Annotated in this window: 15 protein-coding genes; 4 read left to right on the top strand and 11 right to left on the bottom strand. The window is 36.5% G+C overall.

What is annotated here, in order from left to right:
• The first annotated feature begins 23 nt into the window (after positions 1 to 23).
• Positions 24 to 1457: a deoxyribodipyrimidine photo-lyase gene (locus AB3I34_RS02685; RefSeq protein ID WP_002377376.1), complete on the top strand. Its 1434-nt coding sequence runs from the start codon at positions 24 to 26 to the stop codon at positions 1455 to 1457.
• A gap of 212 nt (positions 1458 to 1669) precedes the next feature.
• Here the strand turns inward: AB3I34_RS02685 and AB3I34_RS02680 are convergent, their stop codons facing one another.
• The 5 genes from AB3I34_RS02680 to AB3I34_RS02660 all read right to left on the bottom strand — a co-directional run bounded on the left by AB3I34_RS02680 (position 1670) and on the right by AB3I34_RS02660 (position 8592).
• Positions 1670 to 3106: a catalase gene (locus tag AB3I34_RS02680; protein WP_002398299.1), complete on the bottom strand. Its 1437-nt coding sequence runs from the start codon at positions 3104 to 3106 to the stop codon at positions 1670 to 1672.
• A 302-nt stretch (positions 3107 to 3408) separates the two neighbouring features.
• Positions 3409 to 4419 carry a hypothetical protein gene (locus AB3I34_RS02675; protein ID WP_010712467.1) on the bottom strand — a complete coding sequence of 337 codons (1011 nt, stop codon included), beginning with the start codon at positions 4417 to 4419 and terminating at the stop codon, positions 3409 to 3411.
• Between the two features lie 139 nt (positions 4420 to 4558).
• Positions 4559 to 4984 (bottom strand): NUDIX domain-containing protein, encoded by a 426-nt coding sequence (locus tag AB3I34_RS02670; RefSeq protein WP_010712466.1) that lies wholly within the window; start codon positions 4982 to 4984, stop codon positions 4559 to 4561.
• A gap of 88 nt (positions 4985 to 5072) precedes the next feature.
• Positions 5073 to 6851, bottom strand: a complete 1779-nt coding sequence (locus tag AB3I34_RS02665; protein ID WP_002360293.1) for an ABC transporter ATP-binding protein — start codon at positions 6849 to 6851, stop codon at positions 5073 to 5075.
• Complete coding sequence (locus AB3I34_RS02660; RefSeq protein ID WP_085444257.1) at positions 6844 to 8592, bottom strand: ABC transporter ATP-binding protein; 1749 nt, start codon at positions 8590 to 8592, stop codon at positions 6844 to 6846. Before AB3I34_RS02660 ends, AB3I34_RS02665 begins: the two co-directional genes overlap by 8 nt.
• 136 nt (positions 8593 to 8728) lie before the next feature.
• Between AB3I34_RS02660 and AB3I34_RS02655 the strand changes: the two genes are divergently transcribed.
• Positions 8729 to 9547: an AraC family transcriptional regulator gene (locus AB3I34_RS02655; RefSeq protein WP_002363966.1), complete on the top strand. Its 819-nt coding sequence runs from the start codon at positions 8729 to 8731 to the stop codon at positions 9545 to 9547.
• 54 nt (positions 9548 to 9601) lie between these two features.
• Here the strand turns inward: AB3I34_RS02655 and AB3I34_RS02650 are convergent, their stop codons facing one another.
• Positions 9602 to 10129, bottom strand: a complete 528-nt coding sequence (locus AB3I34_RS02650) for a GNAT family N-acetyltransferase (RefSeq protein ID WP_002357555.1) — start codon at positions 10127 to 10129, stop codon at positions 9602 to 9604.
• Positions 10130 to 10148: 19 nt separating this feature from the next.
• On the bottom strand, positions 10149 to 10649 hold the full coding sequence (locus AB3I34_RS02645) for a GNAT family N-acetyltransferase (protein ID WP_025189381.1): 501 nt from the start codon (positions 10647 to 10649) through the stop codon (positions 10149 to 10151).
• A 176-nt stretch (positions 10650 to 10825) separates the two neighbouring features.
• Here AB3I34_RS02645 and AB3I34_RS02640 point away from each other — a divergent pair, with 176 nt between their 5' ends.
• Positions 10826 to 11434, top strand: a complete 609-nt coding sequence (locus AB3I34_RS02640; protein ID WP_002377396.1) for an NUDIX hydrolase — start codon at positions 10826 to 10828, stop codon at positions 11432 to 11434.
• A 191-nt stretch (positions 11435 to 11625) separates the two neighbouring features.
• On the opposite strand, the gene AB3I34_RS02635 is transcribed toward AB3I34_RS02640, so the two are convergent.
• The 4 genes from AB3I34_RS02635 to AB3I34_RS02620 form a co-directional block, all read right to left on the bottom strand.
• Positions 11626 to 12966: an NADH oxidase gene (locus AB3I34_RS02635; protein ID WP_002377398.1), complete on the bottom strand. Its 1341-nt coding sequence runs from the start codon at positions 12964 to 12966 to the stop codon at positions 11626 to 11628.
• Positions 12967 to 13263: 297 nt separating this feature from the next.
• Positions 13264 to 13707, bottom strand: coding sequence for a Fur family transcriptional regulator (locus AB3I34_RS02630; protein WP_002357560.1), 444 nt, complete (start codon positions 13705 to 13707; stop codon positions 13264 to 13266).
• Positions 13708 to 13845: 138 nt separating this feature from the next.
• The gene (gene cysK / locus AB3I34_RS02625) at positions 13846 to 14778 is read right to left on the bottom strand and encodes a cysteine synthase A (RefSeq protein ID WP_002357561.1); all 933 of its coding nucleotides are present in this window, start codon (positions 14776 to 14778) and stop codon (positions 13846 to 13848) included.
• Positions 14779 to 15006: 228 nt separating this feature from the next.
• The gene (locus AB3I34_RS02620) at positions 15007 to 15867 is read right to left on the bottom strand and encodes a glucosaminidase domain-containing protein (protein ID WP_002357562.1); all 861 of its coding nucleotides are present in this window, start codon (positions 15865 to 15867) and stop codon (positions 15007 to 15009) included.
• 354 nt (positions 15868 to 16221) lie between these two features.
• On the opposite strand from AB3I34_RS02620, the gene AB3I34_RS02615 reads away from it, so the two are divergent.
• Positions 16222 to 17412: an MFS transporter gene (locus AB3I34_RS02615; protein WP_002357563.1), complete on the top strand. Its 1191-nt coding sequence runs from the start codon at positions 16222 to 16224 to the stop codon at positions 17410 to 17412.

The raw sequence follows: 17412 nt of genomic DNA, 5'->3' as shown, positions 1-17412 counted from the left end.
GAAGTATTTAGGAGGATTTAAAAATGAAAAGAGTAATGTGGTTTAGACGTGATTTACGATTACAAGATAATAAAGCATTAGCACACGCGTTACAAAATTCTGCAGCTGATGAATTGATTTTATTATTCCAAATGAATCCTCAACAATTTATTCAAGAAAGTGCTAATCATAACGCTTTTTTTGCAAGTTTAGCCTCGTTTAAAGAACGAATCGATCAAGAGGCACATTTACAAATCATGGTCGGCGAACCATTAGATTTATTTTCACGTTTGAAACGCAAATTACCCGATTGGCAGGCCATTTATTTTAATGAAGATACTTGTGGCTTTGGGGCAAAGCGGGACCAGCAAGCTATGCGCTTTTTTGAAGAAAATAATATTCAGTCTTTCTCTTTTCAAGATGCCTATTTGCATGGCTCTGAAGAAATTAAGAAGAACGATGGCAGCAAGTACCAAGTGTTTACGCCCTATTACAATAAATGGAAAGAGGCGCCTAAAGAAACCCCGATTCCTGTTTCCTATACAGCTGAAAAAATTTTTAGTGCGTGTCTTTTTCCAGAAGAGGAAGCAGCATATGGGGAACAGATTGCGAGAATTCCTTTAACACACTATAGTGTCGGCGAAGAAACAGCCAGAAGGCGCTTAAATACTTTTATTGATCAAAAACTTCAATCCTATGAAAATAAGCGTGATTTTCCTTATCAGGATCAAACGAGTCATCTGTCTACTTTTTTAAGAACGGGAGAACTTTCGATTCGCACCATTTGGCAAGAGCTTGCATCTGCGCCTTCTAGCTTAAGTAAAGAAACCTTCAAAAAAGAATTAGCTTGGCGTGACTTTTACAATATGATCTATAGTGCTTTTCCACAACAAAAAGAGGAAGCTATTCAAGAAAAATTTCGTTATATTCAATGGACAAATGACCCAGAAATGTTTGCCAAGTGGCAAAAAGGGGAGACGGGATACCCTATAATTGATGCCGCAATGCGACAACTGAATCAAACTGGTTGGATGCACAATCGCTTAAGAATGATTACTGCCTCTTTTTTAGTTAAAAATTTACACATCGATTGGCGTTGGGGTGAAAAATACTTTCAAAAAATGTTGATTGATTATGATGCCGCCAATAATATCGGTGGCTGGCAATGGGCTGCTTCGACAGGAACGGACGCTGTCCCGTATTTTCGGATTTTTAATCCAATTATCCAGTCAAAAAAATTTGATAATGACGGCCAGTTCATCAAAAAATATGTCCCAGAACTTAAACAAGTGCCACAAAAGTATATTCATCAACCAAATTTAATGAACGAAGCCTTACAAACGCAATATCATGTACATTTAGGAGAAAATTATCCAAAACCCATTGTCGATTATGCATCAAGTAAAAAACAAACATTATTTCTATATGAAGCGAGCAAAGAAATTCATCAAGAAATGAACAATCCAAGGTTTCAATAAACAGTAAACCCAACTAGCTTAGCAAACAACTGTAAGGTTAGTTGGGTGAATTGATTGGTCGAAAGAGAAGTGGCAAGTTATCGGCTAAAGTTTTTTATTTTATTCTAGTTAACATAATATACATTATACAAAGTAGAGTAGAAAGCATTGAAAAGCAAACAAAACCAGTCTTTAGTTTATCTAGACTGGTTTTGTCACGTACGTTATATAAATTATGCTTGTTGCTTGATGGCTTGTGCGACACGTGCTCCATATTCTGGATTTACTCTAGTGAACAAATCAATTTGACGCGCGATGATTTCTTGATTTTTCACTTGACCTAAAGATGCCGCTATATTGTTAATTAAGTTTTCTTTTTCTTCGCTTGGCAGCAAATTATACAAAGCGTTTGCTTGTGTAAAGTGATCTTGATTATAGCTATAATTACCAACATTTCCCTCAACTTCAAAAGAACTAATTTTCGCCGTAGGATCTTCTTTTGGTGTTTCAGTATAACTATTTGGTTCGTAATTAATTTCGCTATTGCCATTGTCAAAACGCATATTGCCGTCTTTTTGGTAGTTATTTACAGGCGCTTTTGCTTGGTTGATCGGCAATTGGTGACTATTAGCGCCCACGCGATGACGATGCGCGTCCCCATAAGCGAACAAACGTCCTTGCAATAATTTATCTGGAGAAGCTTCAATACCAGGAACGAAATTCCCTGGTGAAAAGGTTACTTGTTCAACCTCTGCAAAATAATTCTCTGGATTTCTATTTAAAGTCATCGTGCCAACTTCAATCAGCGGATACTCTTTTTGAGAAACCGTTTTTGTTACATCAAAAAGTGTTTCTTTCATTGTTAACGCATCTGCATACGGGATAATTTGCACAGATAATGTCCAAGAAGGAAATTCTTGATTTTCAATTGCATTATGCAAATCTTCAATATGGAAATCGGGATTTTTCCCAGCAATTTCTTCTGCTAATTGACTCTCTAGATTTTTGATTCCTTGATTCGTCTTGAAGTGATATTTAACAAAAAATACTTCTCCAGCAGCATTGACCCATTTGAATGTATGGCTACCAAAACCATGCATGTGACGGAACGACAACGGAATGCCACGATCACTCATTAAAATTGTTACTTGATGAAGGCTTTCCGGTGAATGAGACCAAAAATCCCAAACAGCTTCTGGACTTTTCAAATGCGTCCGTGGATTTCTTTTTTGGCTATGAATAAAATCTGGAAACTTAATTGCATCACGAATGAAAAAAATGGGCGTATTATTGCCAACTAAGTCGTAATTTCCTTCGTCTGTATAGAATTTAAGCGCAAAACCGCGAGGATCACGCAATGTATCTGATGAACCTAACTCTCCAGCTACAGTTGAAAAACGAGCGAATAAAGGTGTTTCTTTGCCAACTTCAGATAAAAAATCGGCTTTAGTATATTGTGCCATTGATTGGCTCACCTTGAAAATTCCATGAGCACCAGCACCTTTGGCATGAACAACCCGTTCTGGTACGCGCTCACGATTAAAATGAGCTAATTTTTCTAATAAATGAACGTCTTGGATTAGGACAGGACCAAATTCTCCTGCAGTTAGCGAATTTTGATTATCGCCAACAGGACTTCCTTGTGACGTAGTTAAATGTTGATTTTTCACCTAAAACACTCCTTCATCTAAAATTATACTCATTGTATAAAAAAACCACTCTGCATAACAAAAATAATGCTTAAAAACACTCAAAAACATTTGTTATTTAATAGAATGATTAAAAATAGCAGTAGAATTTAAATCAAAAACAAATGTATTAATTTTAAACTGTTTACACCACCAAAAATAACAACCAATAATTCAAAGAAAACTAAAATGCTGTTTTTTTATTCAAAAAAGACCTAGCATGATTGGGATGCTAGGTCTTTCGTTACTTTTTTTGAGGGACCGTTTTTATTGGTCATTCAGCGTTATTGATTGATCGCAACAGTCGTGTCTTCAGTCGATAGACCTGTCATAGAGGTGCTATCGGAAAATATTTTTTCAACTTCTTGTTCTGATAAAATATTTTCTTTCTTAGGCATTGAAATCGTCGCTTTTTTGGCTTTTTGTGTAATGCTAATTTTACTAGATAATGATTCAAGTCCCATGTCAACGTTCTTGTCTTGTTGCGGTTTCACATTAATCAACATATTTGTTTTATTTTCTTTTGTATTAACAGAAACTTTAGCAGAAACATCTTTAACTTTTTCGAAAGGATCTTGTTCTTTACCTTTCTCAGATGCTTCTGTCGTAATTTTGATTAACTTTTGTAATTCTTTTTTTGTAAACGTATGGGTAATGGTGTCCCCTTTTTTCTCGAACGTATCCTTGTCTAATCCTTCTAAAAACTCTTTGTATTCCTTAGCAGACTGTTTTCGTTCTTTTTCCGATTCTTGATACTCTTTGATTGTATCTTGCCATTCTTTCGCACTTTCCTCGTTCATGGCTAAAAGATCAATGTATTTCCCTTTTAGTTTTTCTGTATCTAACTGAGAACTATCAATAGCACCTTCAGACATTGAGTCTGCGACAGCGACAATATATTCCATCATATCTGTTGCTAAATAGAGTTTTGACTCTTTGCCCTCATTATCTAATGATCCAATCAATGAAATCGGTACATCCATGCCCATCGCTTTTAATTTCATCTCTAAGCTGAATGCTTTTTCTTTTTTGGCATCTACTTGAATCTTCCCAGAAAGCGATGCGTCTTTGATTTGCGTGATGAGCATCCCAATCATAGGATTCGTTTGTGCACCATCTTCTTGTGAAAATTTCATGTCACTAATTGACATAGAGAAATCCCAAACCCCAGATTCTTGTGCGTTTTGATTGCCAATCCCTTGAATGAACTCATCTTTCGCGCTTTTGCCACAGCCTGTCAGTAACAGAGCTGAACAGAAAACGCCTGCGATAATCCCCACTTTTCTTTTTAACACACTTTTTCCCCCTCATTATATAAAAAATTAATTCCCTTTTATTAAGAATAGCAAACATTGCTTATAAATAGCAATGTTTAATTTTAGATTTTCTCTCTTTTAATAAGTGGGATTGATTTAATCTTTTAGGTTTGAATCATTAAGCTGTATTATTTTTAAAATAAAATTGCTTTTCGCCAAAAAATACTGGGAAAAGTTCTGCTAAACTGCCAGCTAAAGGACCTTCTCGCAATTCTTTTTCAGTGACCCAAAACAAGGGTTGTTCCGTTTCTTCTGGTAGTTCATCCGCTGTTTCTGCAATGAATAATGCGGCTAATTCCCGCGCACCCGAACAATCATTCAGCCATTCTGCAACACCTACTAATTGTGGTTTCAGCACTAATCCTGTTTCTTCAAGGAGTTCGCGAACCATGGCTGTTTCCATGCCCTCGTTTTTTTCAACATGTCCGCCAGGGAACGTCCAACCAGGCCAATCCTTTTTTTGTCGTTCTTGCACAAGGATTTCATTTTTCTGATTTCTAATCATACATAATGTTGTTAATTCCACTTCAAAATTCCGCTTCATTTGGCACCTCATCATTTTTTCCTTTGTTAAGGTTACGATACAGAAAAACAGAGAAAGATTCAACTAAGAATTTTCTCTGTTTTATCATCTAGCTCTTTAATAAGTCGTATTGCGATTGATATAAATGATGATATAACGCATGTTTTGCCATTAGTTGATCATGAGATCCTTCTTCCACAATACGACCACCATCAATATAGAAAATTTTATCGCTATTTTTGATGGTAGAAAGCCGATGAGCAATAATAAACGATGTCCGTCCTTTTAGAAGTTGTTGTAGTCCTTCTTGTAACAATTCTTCTGTTTTTGTATCAATACTGGAGGTTGCTTCGTCTAAAATTAAAATTTTGGGATCTGCCAGTAAAGCACGAGCAAATGAAATTAATTGGCGTTGTCCTGCCGAGAGTGTACTACCCCGCTCTTCCACAACTGTTTCATAGCCATCTTTTAAATCCTTGATAAAATCGTGCGCACGAACAATTTTTGCGGCTTGGATGACTTCTTCCTCTGTGGCTGCTAAATTTCCGTACCGAATGTTTTCAATAATCGTTCCTGAAAAAATAAACGTATCTTGAAGCATTACCCCCATTTGTTTTCTTAACGAACGGAGTGTCACATCGCGAACATCATAACCATCAATTTTAACGGCCCCTTCATTCACATCATAAAAACGACTTAATAAATTGATGATTGTTGTTTTACCCGCACCTGTTGGCCCAACCAAGGCGATTGTTTGTCCTGGCTCAATATGAAAACTAACATCGGTCAAAATATTTTTTCCTTCTTCATAACGGAAATAAACATGCTGAAAGTCGACGGTTCCTTTAATTGGCGGCAACTCAATAGCGTGCGGCGCATCTTGAATTTCTGGAACAACATCCATCGTTTCAAAAATCCTTTCCAAATAGGCAGTTGCAGTAATCAGAGAATTGTAGAAGTTACCAATATTGATGACCGGATTCCAAAAGTTATTGATATAACCAATAAAAGCAATTAGCGTCCCAGTGGTAACGGACACACCTAATTGACGGATTCCTACGAAATAGATAAAACAAGTCGTAATAACGGATATATTTTGCACTGCTGGCCATAATAAATACTGGACACGCACAGCTTTCATAAAGGATTGACGATATTCTTCGCTTACTTCGTTAAAAATCTGGAAATTTTCATCTTCTCGTGCAAAAGATTGTGTAATTTTAATTCCTGAAATACTTTCATGAATATAGGCATTTAAGTTTGATTGTTTATTGCTAAGCTCTTGGTAAGCTTTCCGTTGTTTCCCTTGGATAAACAGAACCATCACGAACAACACAGGCAATAGCAGTAAACTGTATAAGGTTAATTTCACATCAATAAATAACATAAAAATTAAGGTAATAATCACATTAAATAAATCAGAAATTAAATTGATCAATCCGTTACTTAATAAATCACTTAACGTATTGATGTAATTGACTACCCGAATTAAGATTTTTCCATGCGGCCGACTGTCAAAATAAGAAAATGGTAATTTTTGTAGATGCTCAAAAATTGAAAAACGCATATCTTTTAAAATATCTTGTCCAATTTCTGTGATGGCATATATTCGATAACGCATACACCAACCAATAATCACCAAGGAAAATAGGAAAATAGCCCCTAGTATCAAGAGTAACGAGAGATTCTTTTGTGGAATTACTTGGTCAATCGCAATTTTAGTAAAGTAAGGGCCTAACATACTTGCCAGATTAGCTAATATGATGACAAACAATGTTTTAAAAACAGCTTTTTTGTAAGGCTTAATATAGGCGCCTAATCGTTTATAGTGAGACCAATTAAATTCTTTTTCTAAAGTCTCATCCACATCAAACGTATTTCTAGCCACGCGACTCACCTTCCTTTGTCAGACCTAATTGTTTTTGATATACGTCAAAATATTTGCCTTTTTGTTCGACTAATTCGCTATGCGTACCGCTTTCCACCACACGGCCTTTTTCCATCATCAAAATTAAATTGGCCTCTCTCACAGAAGAAATTCGGTGGGCAATAATAAATGTCGTTTTCTTTTCCGTCAAACGACCTAGTTCTTTTTGAATTTTTGATTCTGTTTCCATATCAACAGCAGAAGTTGTGTCATCTAAAATTAAAATAGCTGGATCTTTGGTTAAGGCACGGGCCAGTGAAATCCGCTGTTTTTGGCCACCAGATAGGCCAACGCCGCGTTCACCAACAATTGTTGCATAACCTTCGGGCATTCTGGAAATAAAGCTATGGGCATCGGCAATTTCAGCCATCATTTGCACTTGTTCCAAGTTAGCCAATGTATTACCAAAAGCAATGTTATCTTCTATCGTATTGGAAAAAAGAAAGACATCTTGCATAACCATGGAGATATTTTCTCGCAATTTACGAACAGAATAGCTTTTAGCATCTTTTCCATCAATATAAACAGTGCCTTTGGTTGGATCATAGAACCGAGCGATTAAGTTAACTAAAGTGGTTTTGCCTGAACCAGTTTCCCCTAAAATACCAATTGTTTCACCAGGTTTTGCTGAAAATGAAACATCCGATAAAATGGGGGTTTCTGGATCATCTGAAAAATGAAAGGACACGTGATCAAACGTCACATAGCCTTGGATCGGTTCTGCTTCTTTTTCCCGAGCAATGGGAATCTTCGGTTTCGTTGCTAATAACTGACGAATTTTAATGGACGATGCCGTAAAGCGTTGCACATCATTGATCAACCAGCCACTCATTCGCATCGGCATGTTCAACATCCAGAGAAAACCGTTAAAGGCCACTAAATCACCAATTGTCATCCGACCTTGAATTACAAAGAGGCCACCAAGAACTAAGGCAATAACATTTAAACTACCTGCAAAACCGTCTAACCACGGTAAATATTTTTTAGAGACATCTGCAGAAGCCATATTCCATTTTTTATAGTCTTCATTGTGCTTGTTAAACTTTTCAATTTCATAAGGTTCTTGAGAAAAAGCTTTAACCACCCGATTTCCACCAATATTTTCTTCGACCATTGAATTTAACCGAGAAAAACTTTCCCGAATCTCAAAAAATACCGGATGCGATTCCTTCGACATTTTTTGTGTTAACAGAAAAATCAAAGGTGTAATTAAAATTAATGCTAGCATCAATTGCCAATTGATCATCCCCATCACAATCACGGCTGCGATGAACCATAAAATACATTCTAAGAGGTTATAAGTGACCCAAGAAACAAAATGGCGGATAGCGTCTGTATCCCCTGTCATTCGCGCCATAATGTCGCCAACACGTGTATGATTAAAGAAATCAAAATCTAATTCTTGAAGTTTGACATACATATCTTTTCTTAAGTCAAATAACGCAGATTGTCCAACCGATTCAAACAAGACTTGATAACTATAACGAACAACTGTCCGAATAACGGTCACCCCAATCATAACCCCAAGAATTGGGACAAGCTCTTCAGTTTTCCCCTGATTGATTACTTGGTCTACAATTCTGCCAGATAACAATGGAATAATAACAATTAAAATAGCGTTAATAACGACAAAAATAACAGCTAGCAGTAACTTATTCTTATTTTTTTTAGCATATTGCCAAATCCATTCAAAACTATTCATTTTCTCCCCTACTCTCTCTTGTTTTTATGGACGTGTATAAGATTACTGTTTTTTTATAGGAAAAGAAATGGGCATTCTTGTATATTTTGATGTACAATATAGTATAGAAAGCGGATACAAGTAGGAGTGATTTTTTATGAACTACACAAATAGTCGAACGTTTAATCCTGAAATTTTATATGCCTTTGATCCTTGGAACGAAGAGACCCACCCTTATAATTGTCATCATCATGAATTTCTGGAAATATCTATTCTTTTAGAAGGTGAATCTGAATATATTGTTCAAGGGCAACAGTACCATGCCACTGCTGGTACAGTGTTTCTTTTTAATCCGCGAACGGAACATGGTGAGCAACAAAAAGCAGGAACTTACTCACATCAACTACACATTGGCATTTCAAATCTCTATTTAGAAGGCTTAGAGCGAAACGTATTTCCAAATAAATCAGCTTTATTAGATTTAAGTCATTTACATGGTGCTTTTTTAGAAAAAGCTTGGCAAATTGTTCATGAATTAAACCATCAAGAAGTTGAATCAGCGTTACAAATTAAAGCTTTAGTTATTGAACTATTGGTTTATATTTTAAGAAGCTTAGCAGTTGATCAAGAAAATAAAATTGAAACTCGGCTATCGAAAACGGAAAAAAGAAAACGAAATTTAGTCAATCATACGATTTATTATCTGGAAACGCACCATGACGAAGAAATTACTTTGGAACAGTTAGCTGAAATGTTATATGTTACCCCGACTTATTTGTCGAAAACCTTTAAAGCGGCCACAGGCGTTGGGCCAATCAATTATTTAATTCAAATCCGCTTAAACCATGCGAAAGAATTGCTGAAAAATGATTCCTTAAGTGTCAAAGAAGTGGCAAAAACGGTTGGTTACGAAGATGCCTATCATTTCAGTAAATTATTCAAAAAATATTATGGAAAATCTCCTTCACAATTTTAAGATAAAAAAACAAGGAATCGTCGGCTTCATTGCGTCCGTTTCCTTGTTTTTGCTTTACGTTGACTCTTTTAACTGTTTCGTCATTGTATAATCGGTATGGCGTTCATTTCCCATATAAAAATCATGTTCATCTGTTTTGACGAAGCCTAATGATTGATAAAATTTTTGCGCTGGATGATTATGTTCCCAAACACCTAACCAAACCGTCTCTTTTTCTGCTTCTTCCGCTAATTCAATTGCTTTCGTAATCAAATGTTTGCCTAAGCCTAAACGCTTAAAAGATTTACGAATATAAATGCGCTCAACTTGTAACGCTTGTGGATGTTGATAGGTAATCTGAGCATCACCGTGATTTAATTTCACATAACCTGCAAGTTCATTATTATAAAAAGCAAAGAAATATTGCGAATCTTTATGTAAGATTTCGCTTTCTAAAACTGCTGGACTAAATTTCCTCTCATAATGTGCCTGTAAATCTTCTTCGTTTTCGCCATCTCCATAAGTATCTGCAAAAGTCTCTTGGCAAATGGCCTCTAATTCTGGTACGTCTGCGACGGTACACTCTCTAATAAATACTGACATACTAAAACTCCTTTGTAGATTAAATCAAGTGTTTAATTAAAATTAAACAAGGATTCCAAGCGTCCCATAATGTCGGAAAAACCTCAAGGCGCTTAAAACCCAATGATTCGTAAAAACGAATAGTATGATCGTACACGGAATAATTTCCTTCGTCAACTGTTTTGACTTGAATAAAAAAATAGTTATTTTTAGAATGCGTTTCCACGATTTCTATCAATAACTTGCCGATACCTTTGCGATGATACCGCTTTTTAACTGCCATACAATGGATTTCTACTGTATCTTTACTTGTTTCTGAAAGTGTTATAAAACCGAGTATTTTATTCTCTACATCCTTTGCCACCCACATAGGTAAAGTGCTAGCTATATCGATATACTTGCGGGTCTCTTTTTCAAGGCCAAACCATTCTGGAAGATTAAACAATACTTCTTGTGCTGCCTGAGTCTTTTTATCTGCATTTTTTTCCCTTATAATTATAAATTCTTTCAATTTACAACCTCCTTTTTGTTTACATAACAAAATTATTGTATACACAATCCTTTTTATTAAATAATAGCATAGGTAGTTTAAAAATGTAAGTTAGTCATTTATTCTTTATTATTTCCTTAAAACGACGCCTTTTCTCGCTAAATCTGCCCTTCCTTTATTTTTTTCTGTTAAACTAAACGTATTAAGTCTATGAGGAGCGTGCGTATATGGATTATCTGAACACCTATAAGCGGTTGCTAGCATTGGCAGATGCAGGTCTTTTTTACGGGAAAGATGCTTTTGATCAAGAACGTTACCAAGAACTACGAGAACTTACGTTACAACTTATTAGCACAACCGGACACGAAGCGACTGTTTTGCCCGACTTAGAAAAAATCTTAACTAAAGAGGAAGGTTATCCAACACCGAAAGTAGATGTTCGCGGTTTGATAAAAAAAGAGAATCGTTTTTTATTAGTTGAAGATTTACGGACCAAAGAATGGTCATTACCTGGTGGCTATGCCGAAATTGGCTGCTCCCCTAAAGAAAATATTGAAAAAGAAGTATTGGAAGAAACTGGCTTAGTTGTTACAGCAAAAGAATTGCTTGCTGTTTATGATACAGATAAACGAAAAGACATTCCTCAACTATTTCAGTACTATAAAATGATCTTTTCTTGTGAGATTTTAGAAAATCATCCCTTTGAAAAAAACATTGAAACCTCGAATTGTGCTTATTTTTCTTTAGATAATCTCCCCCCTCTTTCTATCAAACGAACAACGAAAGAGCAATTAATGGCATTAATGAACCAAACAACTGGAGCGCTTAGTGACTAACAAAAAGAGGTCGGGACAGAAGTGTTTAACTCCGAGAAATAAGAAGGAATTTCCGAAAATTGTTCTTTAATTTTTGGAGAATTTCGGCTTATTTCCGAAGGAGTTGCTTCTGTCCCCGCCGTTTATCAATTTTTAAGCCTGGGCCAAAAATCCAAAGTGATTTTTGGCCCAGGCTCTTTTTCTATTATTAATTACATATTTTCTAAAGCGGCTTGGGCTAATAAGTTTAAGTAGTTCCAAGGGCGATCAAAATGTGGTTGGAAGAAGAAATCAGAAATCGCTAAATCTTCGACAGTCATTTTATTTTGGACCGCTAATGATAAAGTATTGGCAGATTGTGTGATATCATATTTAGACATCAATTGACCACCAACAATGCGTTGTGTTCCTTTTTCATAGACTAATTCCATCAGAACTTTTTCAGTTGTTGGCATAAACTCTGGACGATAGTTATCTTCGAAAACAGTTGCTTCGACATCTAGTCCGTTTAATTTGGCACTTTCTTTTGTCACACCTGTTGAACCAATTTTCCAACCGAATAAATATAAGCCAGAAGTTCCCTGTGTGCCACGATAAGCCAATTTTTGTTCAGTCAAATTACGACCTACTAACATACCTTGACGAACAGCATTCGTTGCTAATGGGATATAATTTTTTGTTTGACTTGGGTTGTAGTGAACAACTGCACTATCACCCGCAGCAAAAATATCAGGATTGCTTGTTTGCATATACTCATTGACTTCAATTGCACCATTTGGTAACATGTCAACTTTATCTTTTAATAATTCTGTATTTGGACGGAAACCAACACACATAATCACCATATCTGCTTCGAATTCTTGACTTGGTGTAATAACTTTTGCCACTTTTCCTTGCTCATCCGCTACGAATTGTTGGACATTTTCACCTAAAGCTAAGTTAACGCCACGATCAACTAATTCTTTTTCTAGAACATCTGTGAATGGCTTATCTAAATATTTATTTAAAATGCGGTCTAACCCGTCAACTAAAGTGACTTCTTTACCTGATTCTACAAAAGCTTCTACTAATTCAATACCAATATAACCGCCACCAACGACAACGACACGTTTGGCATCTTTCGCTTTTTCAATAATCACGTTGGCTTGTGAATAGTTTTTACATAATAAAATATTTTCAGCATCAATTCCTGGAATTGGTGGAATAATTGGCCAAGAACCAGTTGTCATCACTAATTTATCATAAGAAACGGTCTCAGTTGCGCCCGTTTGTAAGTTTTTCGCTATAACAGTTTTGTCGTCCACGTTGATTTCTTCAACATTGTGTTCCATCTTCACTGTTGCTCCTAAAGAAGCCAGTTCTTCTGGATTTGAATAAAATAAATCAGCAGCATTTTTAACTACGCCTCCAACGTACAAGGCAATTCCGCAAGATAGGAAGGAAATATTGTCATTTCTTTCATATACAGTGACTTCCGCCTCCGGGTGATTTGCTAAAATACTTTTAACTGCTGAAGTTCCAGCATGGGTACATCCTACGACTACGACTTTCATGTTGTAAATCCCTTCTTTCACAATCTTTGTTTTGCAGAGGTGACGTCTCCCTCTGTCTGTTTAAAATATATCAGAGGAATCAAGCTTATTCGAGTTCTATGCTTGTGAATCGCATATAAAAAAATTCACAAACTGTTGCTAATTCTTAATAATAGCTAGTTAATTTTTTGTTTTTAAGAATTTAAAAGTCAATAACCACACAAAAAAACAAGCATAAGAGTGAAAACTCTTACGCTTGTGAAATTTGCCTAGACAAGTGACTTATCTTTTGATAAATTTTTAACAGTATGTAATTTTTTACACATTCTCCTGTTGTGCTTGTTGGCAATCTGGACATAATCCATATAATTCTAAACGATGTTCATTAATTTCGAAGCCTGTTAATTTACTAGCGGCCATTTCAACGTCCTCTAACCCTGGATAATGAAAATCAACGATTTTACCACATTTTTGACAAATCACGTGATAATGTTTCTTCGAACTAAAATCAAAACGACTAGATGCATCGCCATAACTCATTTCTTGAACGAAACCGATTTCAGTAAATAAACGTAGATTGTTGTAAACCGTTGCTACACTCATATTTGGAAAATGATCTTCTAGTGCGCGATAAATTTCATCAGCTGTTGGGTGTGTATGATTTTCGATTAAATATTCCAAGATAGCATAACGTTGCGGAGTAATTCGGATATTGGCTTCTTTTAATTCAGCAAGTGCATTTTTAACCAATACGTTGTCCATCTTTGTATCCCTCCCCTGTCTATCTTTCTTAAATAATACTATTTCTTATTACGATTGACAAGAATTATTGTAGGATTCTCGTGGAAAAAACGAGCATTTTACTAAACTAAGAGAAATGCTCGTTTTTTGGCGTGTTTTTTATTCTGGAAATTCGTAAAGAGCTGTCGAAAGATAACGTTCACCGTTATCTGGAACCAGCGCTAAGACACGTTTGCCTGCGCCTAATTCGACTGCCAAATCAATGGCAGCTTTAATTGCTGCCCCTGCTGAAATCCCCACAAGGATGCCTTCTTTTGGCCCCATTAAACGAGCAGTTTCTAATGCGTCTTCACTAGAAACAGCGGCAACTTTTTGATAAACGGTGGTGTCTAAAACTTCTGGGACAAAACCAGCGCCTATTCCTTGGATTTTATGTGGACCTGGTTCGCCACCTTCTAAAACAGGCGACTCCGTTGGTTCTACTGCAACAATTTCAATATCTGGAAAAATCCGTTTCAATTCATGGCCAACTCCTGTAACGGTTCCTCCAGTGCCAACACCAGAAACAAACGCATCTAAGCCACGTTTACCAAAGACATCAACAATTTCTTTTCCTGTTTTTTGTTCATGTACCATTGGATTAGCTGGATTATTAAATTGCAAAGGCATGAAGTACCCGTGTTCTTCTGCTAATGCTGTAGCTTTTGCAATTGCCCCTTTCATTCCTTCGGCACCAGGGGTTAATAATAGATCAGCCCCATATGCTTGCATTAATTTGCGGCGTTCAATACTCATAGTATCTGGCATCACAATCTTAACTGGATATCCCAACGCAGCACCTACCATTGCTAACCCAATGCCTGTATTACCACTAGTCGGCTCAATAATCGTTTGTCCAGGTTTTAGGCGACCATCTGCTTCGGCTTGTTGGATCATGCTTAAAGCAATTCGATCTTTCACACTGCCACCAGGATTAAAGAACTCTAGTTTAACAAAAACATCTGCAGCTCCTTCTGGTACCATCCGTTTTAATTTCACAACTGGGCTTTGACCAATTAACTCTGTTACTGATTTTACATAACCTTTAGTCATAATCCTACATCCTCCAATTTTACAAACAATATAATAATTCTTTCTCTAAGCATAGCTCAAAAAAACGATTTCTACCAGAAAAACGAATTTTAGTTTGTGAAAAATTAAATAAAAAAACGGATTATGCTCATCAAATAATTGCTGCTAGCCCTACCTATTTTCACGATAAAAGACCTTACAAAAACTGCCGCTTTTGTAAGGTCCTTCTTCAACTAAATAATTGCAAAATTAACCGATTTGGATGGTTTGACCCACCGATAAAACAGAATCCAATGTTAATCCATTTAGTGACATTAAATTATCAACTGTCGTTCCAAAACGTGCAGCAATGTCCCACAATGTGTCGCCGTTTGCGACAGTGTAACTTTGACTAGCCACAGTTTCTGCTGTTGCTGTTGCAGAAGCCGCTGTATCGATTGTTGTATCAACGGTTCCCGTTGTATCTGAATAACTAGTGGTTTGAGCGACTGGTGCTCCCCAATCATATTGAGTTAAATTATATGCTTCAATTAACCAATTCAATTTTTCGGCATAGCCTGGATCAGTTGCATAACTTCCAGCTAAAGCGGCTGTTGCATCGCGATAACTGCTAGTATTACTCTTCCAAACGCCTGAATAATGGTATGTATCCCCAAAAGCAGTGGAACGAATAACATTGGCATGATCTTGGAACGATTCCGCATAAGAATTATAACTTCTAAATGCTGCTGTGACGGTCACCCATTGTCCGTCTAAATATTCTTTTGTTGGCATATAAACAGATTGTCCATTATAACTTCCTTTTACACCAAACAAGTTATAGTTCGGTGCAGATGCTAACCCAGAACTACCATAACTACTTTCTAGCAACGCTTGAGCAATCATGACGGAAGCATACATATCATTGCTATTGGCAACGGCTGCTGCTGAATTTCCGATTTCATTAATAAATGCTTGCTGGCTTGATTCTGCTTGGGCAGGTACCGCAGCACCAACCACAGGTGCTAAAATCATTGAAGTCCCCGCAACGGCGGTAGCACGTTTATAAGCTTTTTGCTTTTTAAGAGCTTTTTGAATATGTTTACTACTTCTTGTTAACTGTTCGCTCATTCATTTTTCCTCCTCACTGTCTCACTTTTCTATTTTACCGTTAATTTCCTATTGAAACAAGAAATAAACGTATTAAATTTTGAGTTTTAAAATTTCTGTAATGTAATTGAAATCTTGTTTGTATTTAATTAACCCTCTTCACACTTGTGAAAACAACCACTTCTTCTTTTCATTTTGATGAGATTTTTGTTATTTATCCTCTTACTTTTCTTTATTTATTGTGATAAACTTTTTAATGGACTTGTCACTTTTTGAACAAACTTTATAAGAGAAGTCTGTTTTTGTAGTCAAAACAACTATTACCGAGTAGTTGTTGTATTACAAAATGAATTACATAGAAATGTAGGTGGTTAGATGAAGAAACAACAATCGGGTTTAACAAATCAAGTGACGTTTTTATTAGCGTTAACTTGCGGGGTCGTGGTCGCCAATATGTATTATATTCAACCAATTGGCACCCAAATTGCTCAGGCCTTTCAAGTCAGTATTGGTTCTATTGGTTTTGTTACTATGCTGACCCAATTAGGGTATGCGCTAGGCTTACTTTTTCTTGTTCCATTAGGCGATGTCGTTGATCGCCGCAAATTAATCATTCGAGTAGCTGCGCTCTCCTCGCTGTCTCTAAGTGCTGCGTTTTTTGCACCAAGTTTTCTCCTGTTTGCACTCTCTTCTTTTTTTATTGGGTTGCTCTCTATTGTCGCCCAAATCATTATTCCTTATGCAGCGGTCATGGCGGGGCCAGCGAACCGTGGTAAAGTAACAGGTCGAATGCTTGGCGGACTATTGACAGGGATTTTATTGTCTCGAACGATCTCGGGTTTCATTGCTAGTGCAGCTTCTTGGCGAACAGTCTACCTAATCGCCGTAATATTCGTGTTAGCATTGGTCGTTCTACTCCAATTAAAATTGCCCAAAACAGTGATACATACTCAAACTTCAAATCGATTAACTTATTTAGGTTCTTTGAAAAGTCTTCCTAAGCTAATCAAATCGCAACCTTTGTTAAGAGAAGCAACTGTCAATGGCTTTTTTATGTTTGCAACCTTTTCAATCTTTTGGTCTACATTAATTTTCTTTGTTAGTAGTCCAGCTTATTATTGGGGACCGAAAGAAGTCGGTATTTTAGCAATTTTTGGTTTATCGGGAGCATTCGTAGCACCCATCATTGGTCGTCTATCCGATTATTATCCAGAGCGGAAGATTGTTTTGATTGGCCTGTTGATGCAGTTCGGTAGTTTTATCTTACTTTTTCTAGGTGGAACACATGTGGTCTTACTAATCTTAGCAATTATTGTTTTAGATATCGGTACTCAATTTGGGCAAGTAGCCAATCAAACACGCGTCCAAAATTTGGGAGAAGAAGCCAGCAATCGTAACAATACCGTCTTTATGTTTTTCTATTTCATCGGCGGTTCACTGGGTTCATTGATTGGTACATTAATGTGGCAAAACTATGGTTGGTCTGGTGTTACTTTAACTGGTATTGGGTTCCAATTGTTCGCATTATTTTTTCACTTTATGCTCTTTGCTCCCAAAAAGAAATGA

This window comes from Enterococcus sp. C102(2024), from assembly GCF_040888205.1.
Taxonomy (GTDB): domain Bacteria; phylum Bacillota; class Bacilli; order Lactobacillales; family Enterococcaceae; genus Enterococcus; species Enterococcus faecalis.
This window is presented reverse-complemented; position numbering and strand designations above follow the sequence as displayed.

What these genes read in the sequence shown, in the direction of transcription:
- AB3I34_RS02685 (WP_002377376.1), top strand. Translation starts at nt 24, where the DNA reads ATGAAAAGAGTAATGTGGTTTAGACGTGATTTACGATTACAAGATAAT.
- AB3I34_RS02670 (WP_010712466.1), bottom strand. Translation starts at nt 4,984, where the DNA reads ATGAAGCGGAATTTTGAAGTGGAATTAACAACATTATGTATGATTAGA.
- AB3I34_RS02660 (WP_085444257.1), bottom strand. Translation starts at nt 8,592, where the DNA reads ATGAATAGTTTTGAATGGATTTGGCAATATGCTAAAAAAAATAAGAAT.
- AB3I34_RS02655 (WP_002363966.1), top strand. Translation starts at nt 8,729, where the DNA reads ATGAACTACACAAATAGTCGAACGTTTAATCCTGAAATTTTATATGCC.
- AB3I34_RS02650 (WP_002357555.1), bottom strand. Translation starts at nt 10,129, where the DNA reads ATGTCAGTATTTATTAGAGAGTGTACCGTCGCAGACGTACCAGAATTA.
- AB3I34_RS02640 (WP_002377396.1), top strand. Translation starts at nt 10,826, where the DNA reads ATGGATTATCTGAACACCTATAAGCGGTTGCTAGCATTGGCAGATGCA.
- AB3I34_RS02635 (WP_002377398.1), bottom strand. Translation starts at nt 12,966, where the DNA reads ATGAAAGTCGTAGTCGTAGGATGTACCCATGCTGGAACTTCAGCAGTT.
- AB3I34_RS02630 (WP_002357560.1), bottom strand. Translation starts at nt 13,707, where the DNA reads ATGGACAACGTATTGGTTAAAAATGCACTTGCTGAATTAAAAGAAGCC.
- cysK (WP_002357561.1), bottom strand. Translation starts at nt 14,778, where the DNA reads ATGACTAAAGGTTATGTAAAATCAGTAACAGAGTTAATTGGTCAAAGC.
- AB3I34_RS02620 (WP_002357562.1), bottom strand. Translation starts at nt 15,867, where the DNA reads ATGAGCGAACAGTTAACAAGAAGTAGTAAACATATTCAAAAAGCTCTT.
- AB3I34_RS02615 (WP_002357563.1), top strand. Translation starts at nt 16,222, where the DNA reads ATGAAGAAACAACAATCGGGTTTAACAAATCAAGTGACGTTTTTATTA.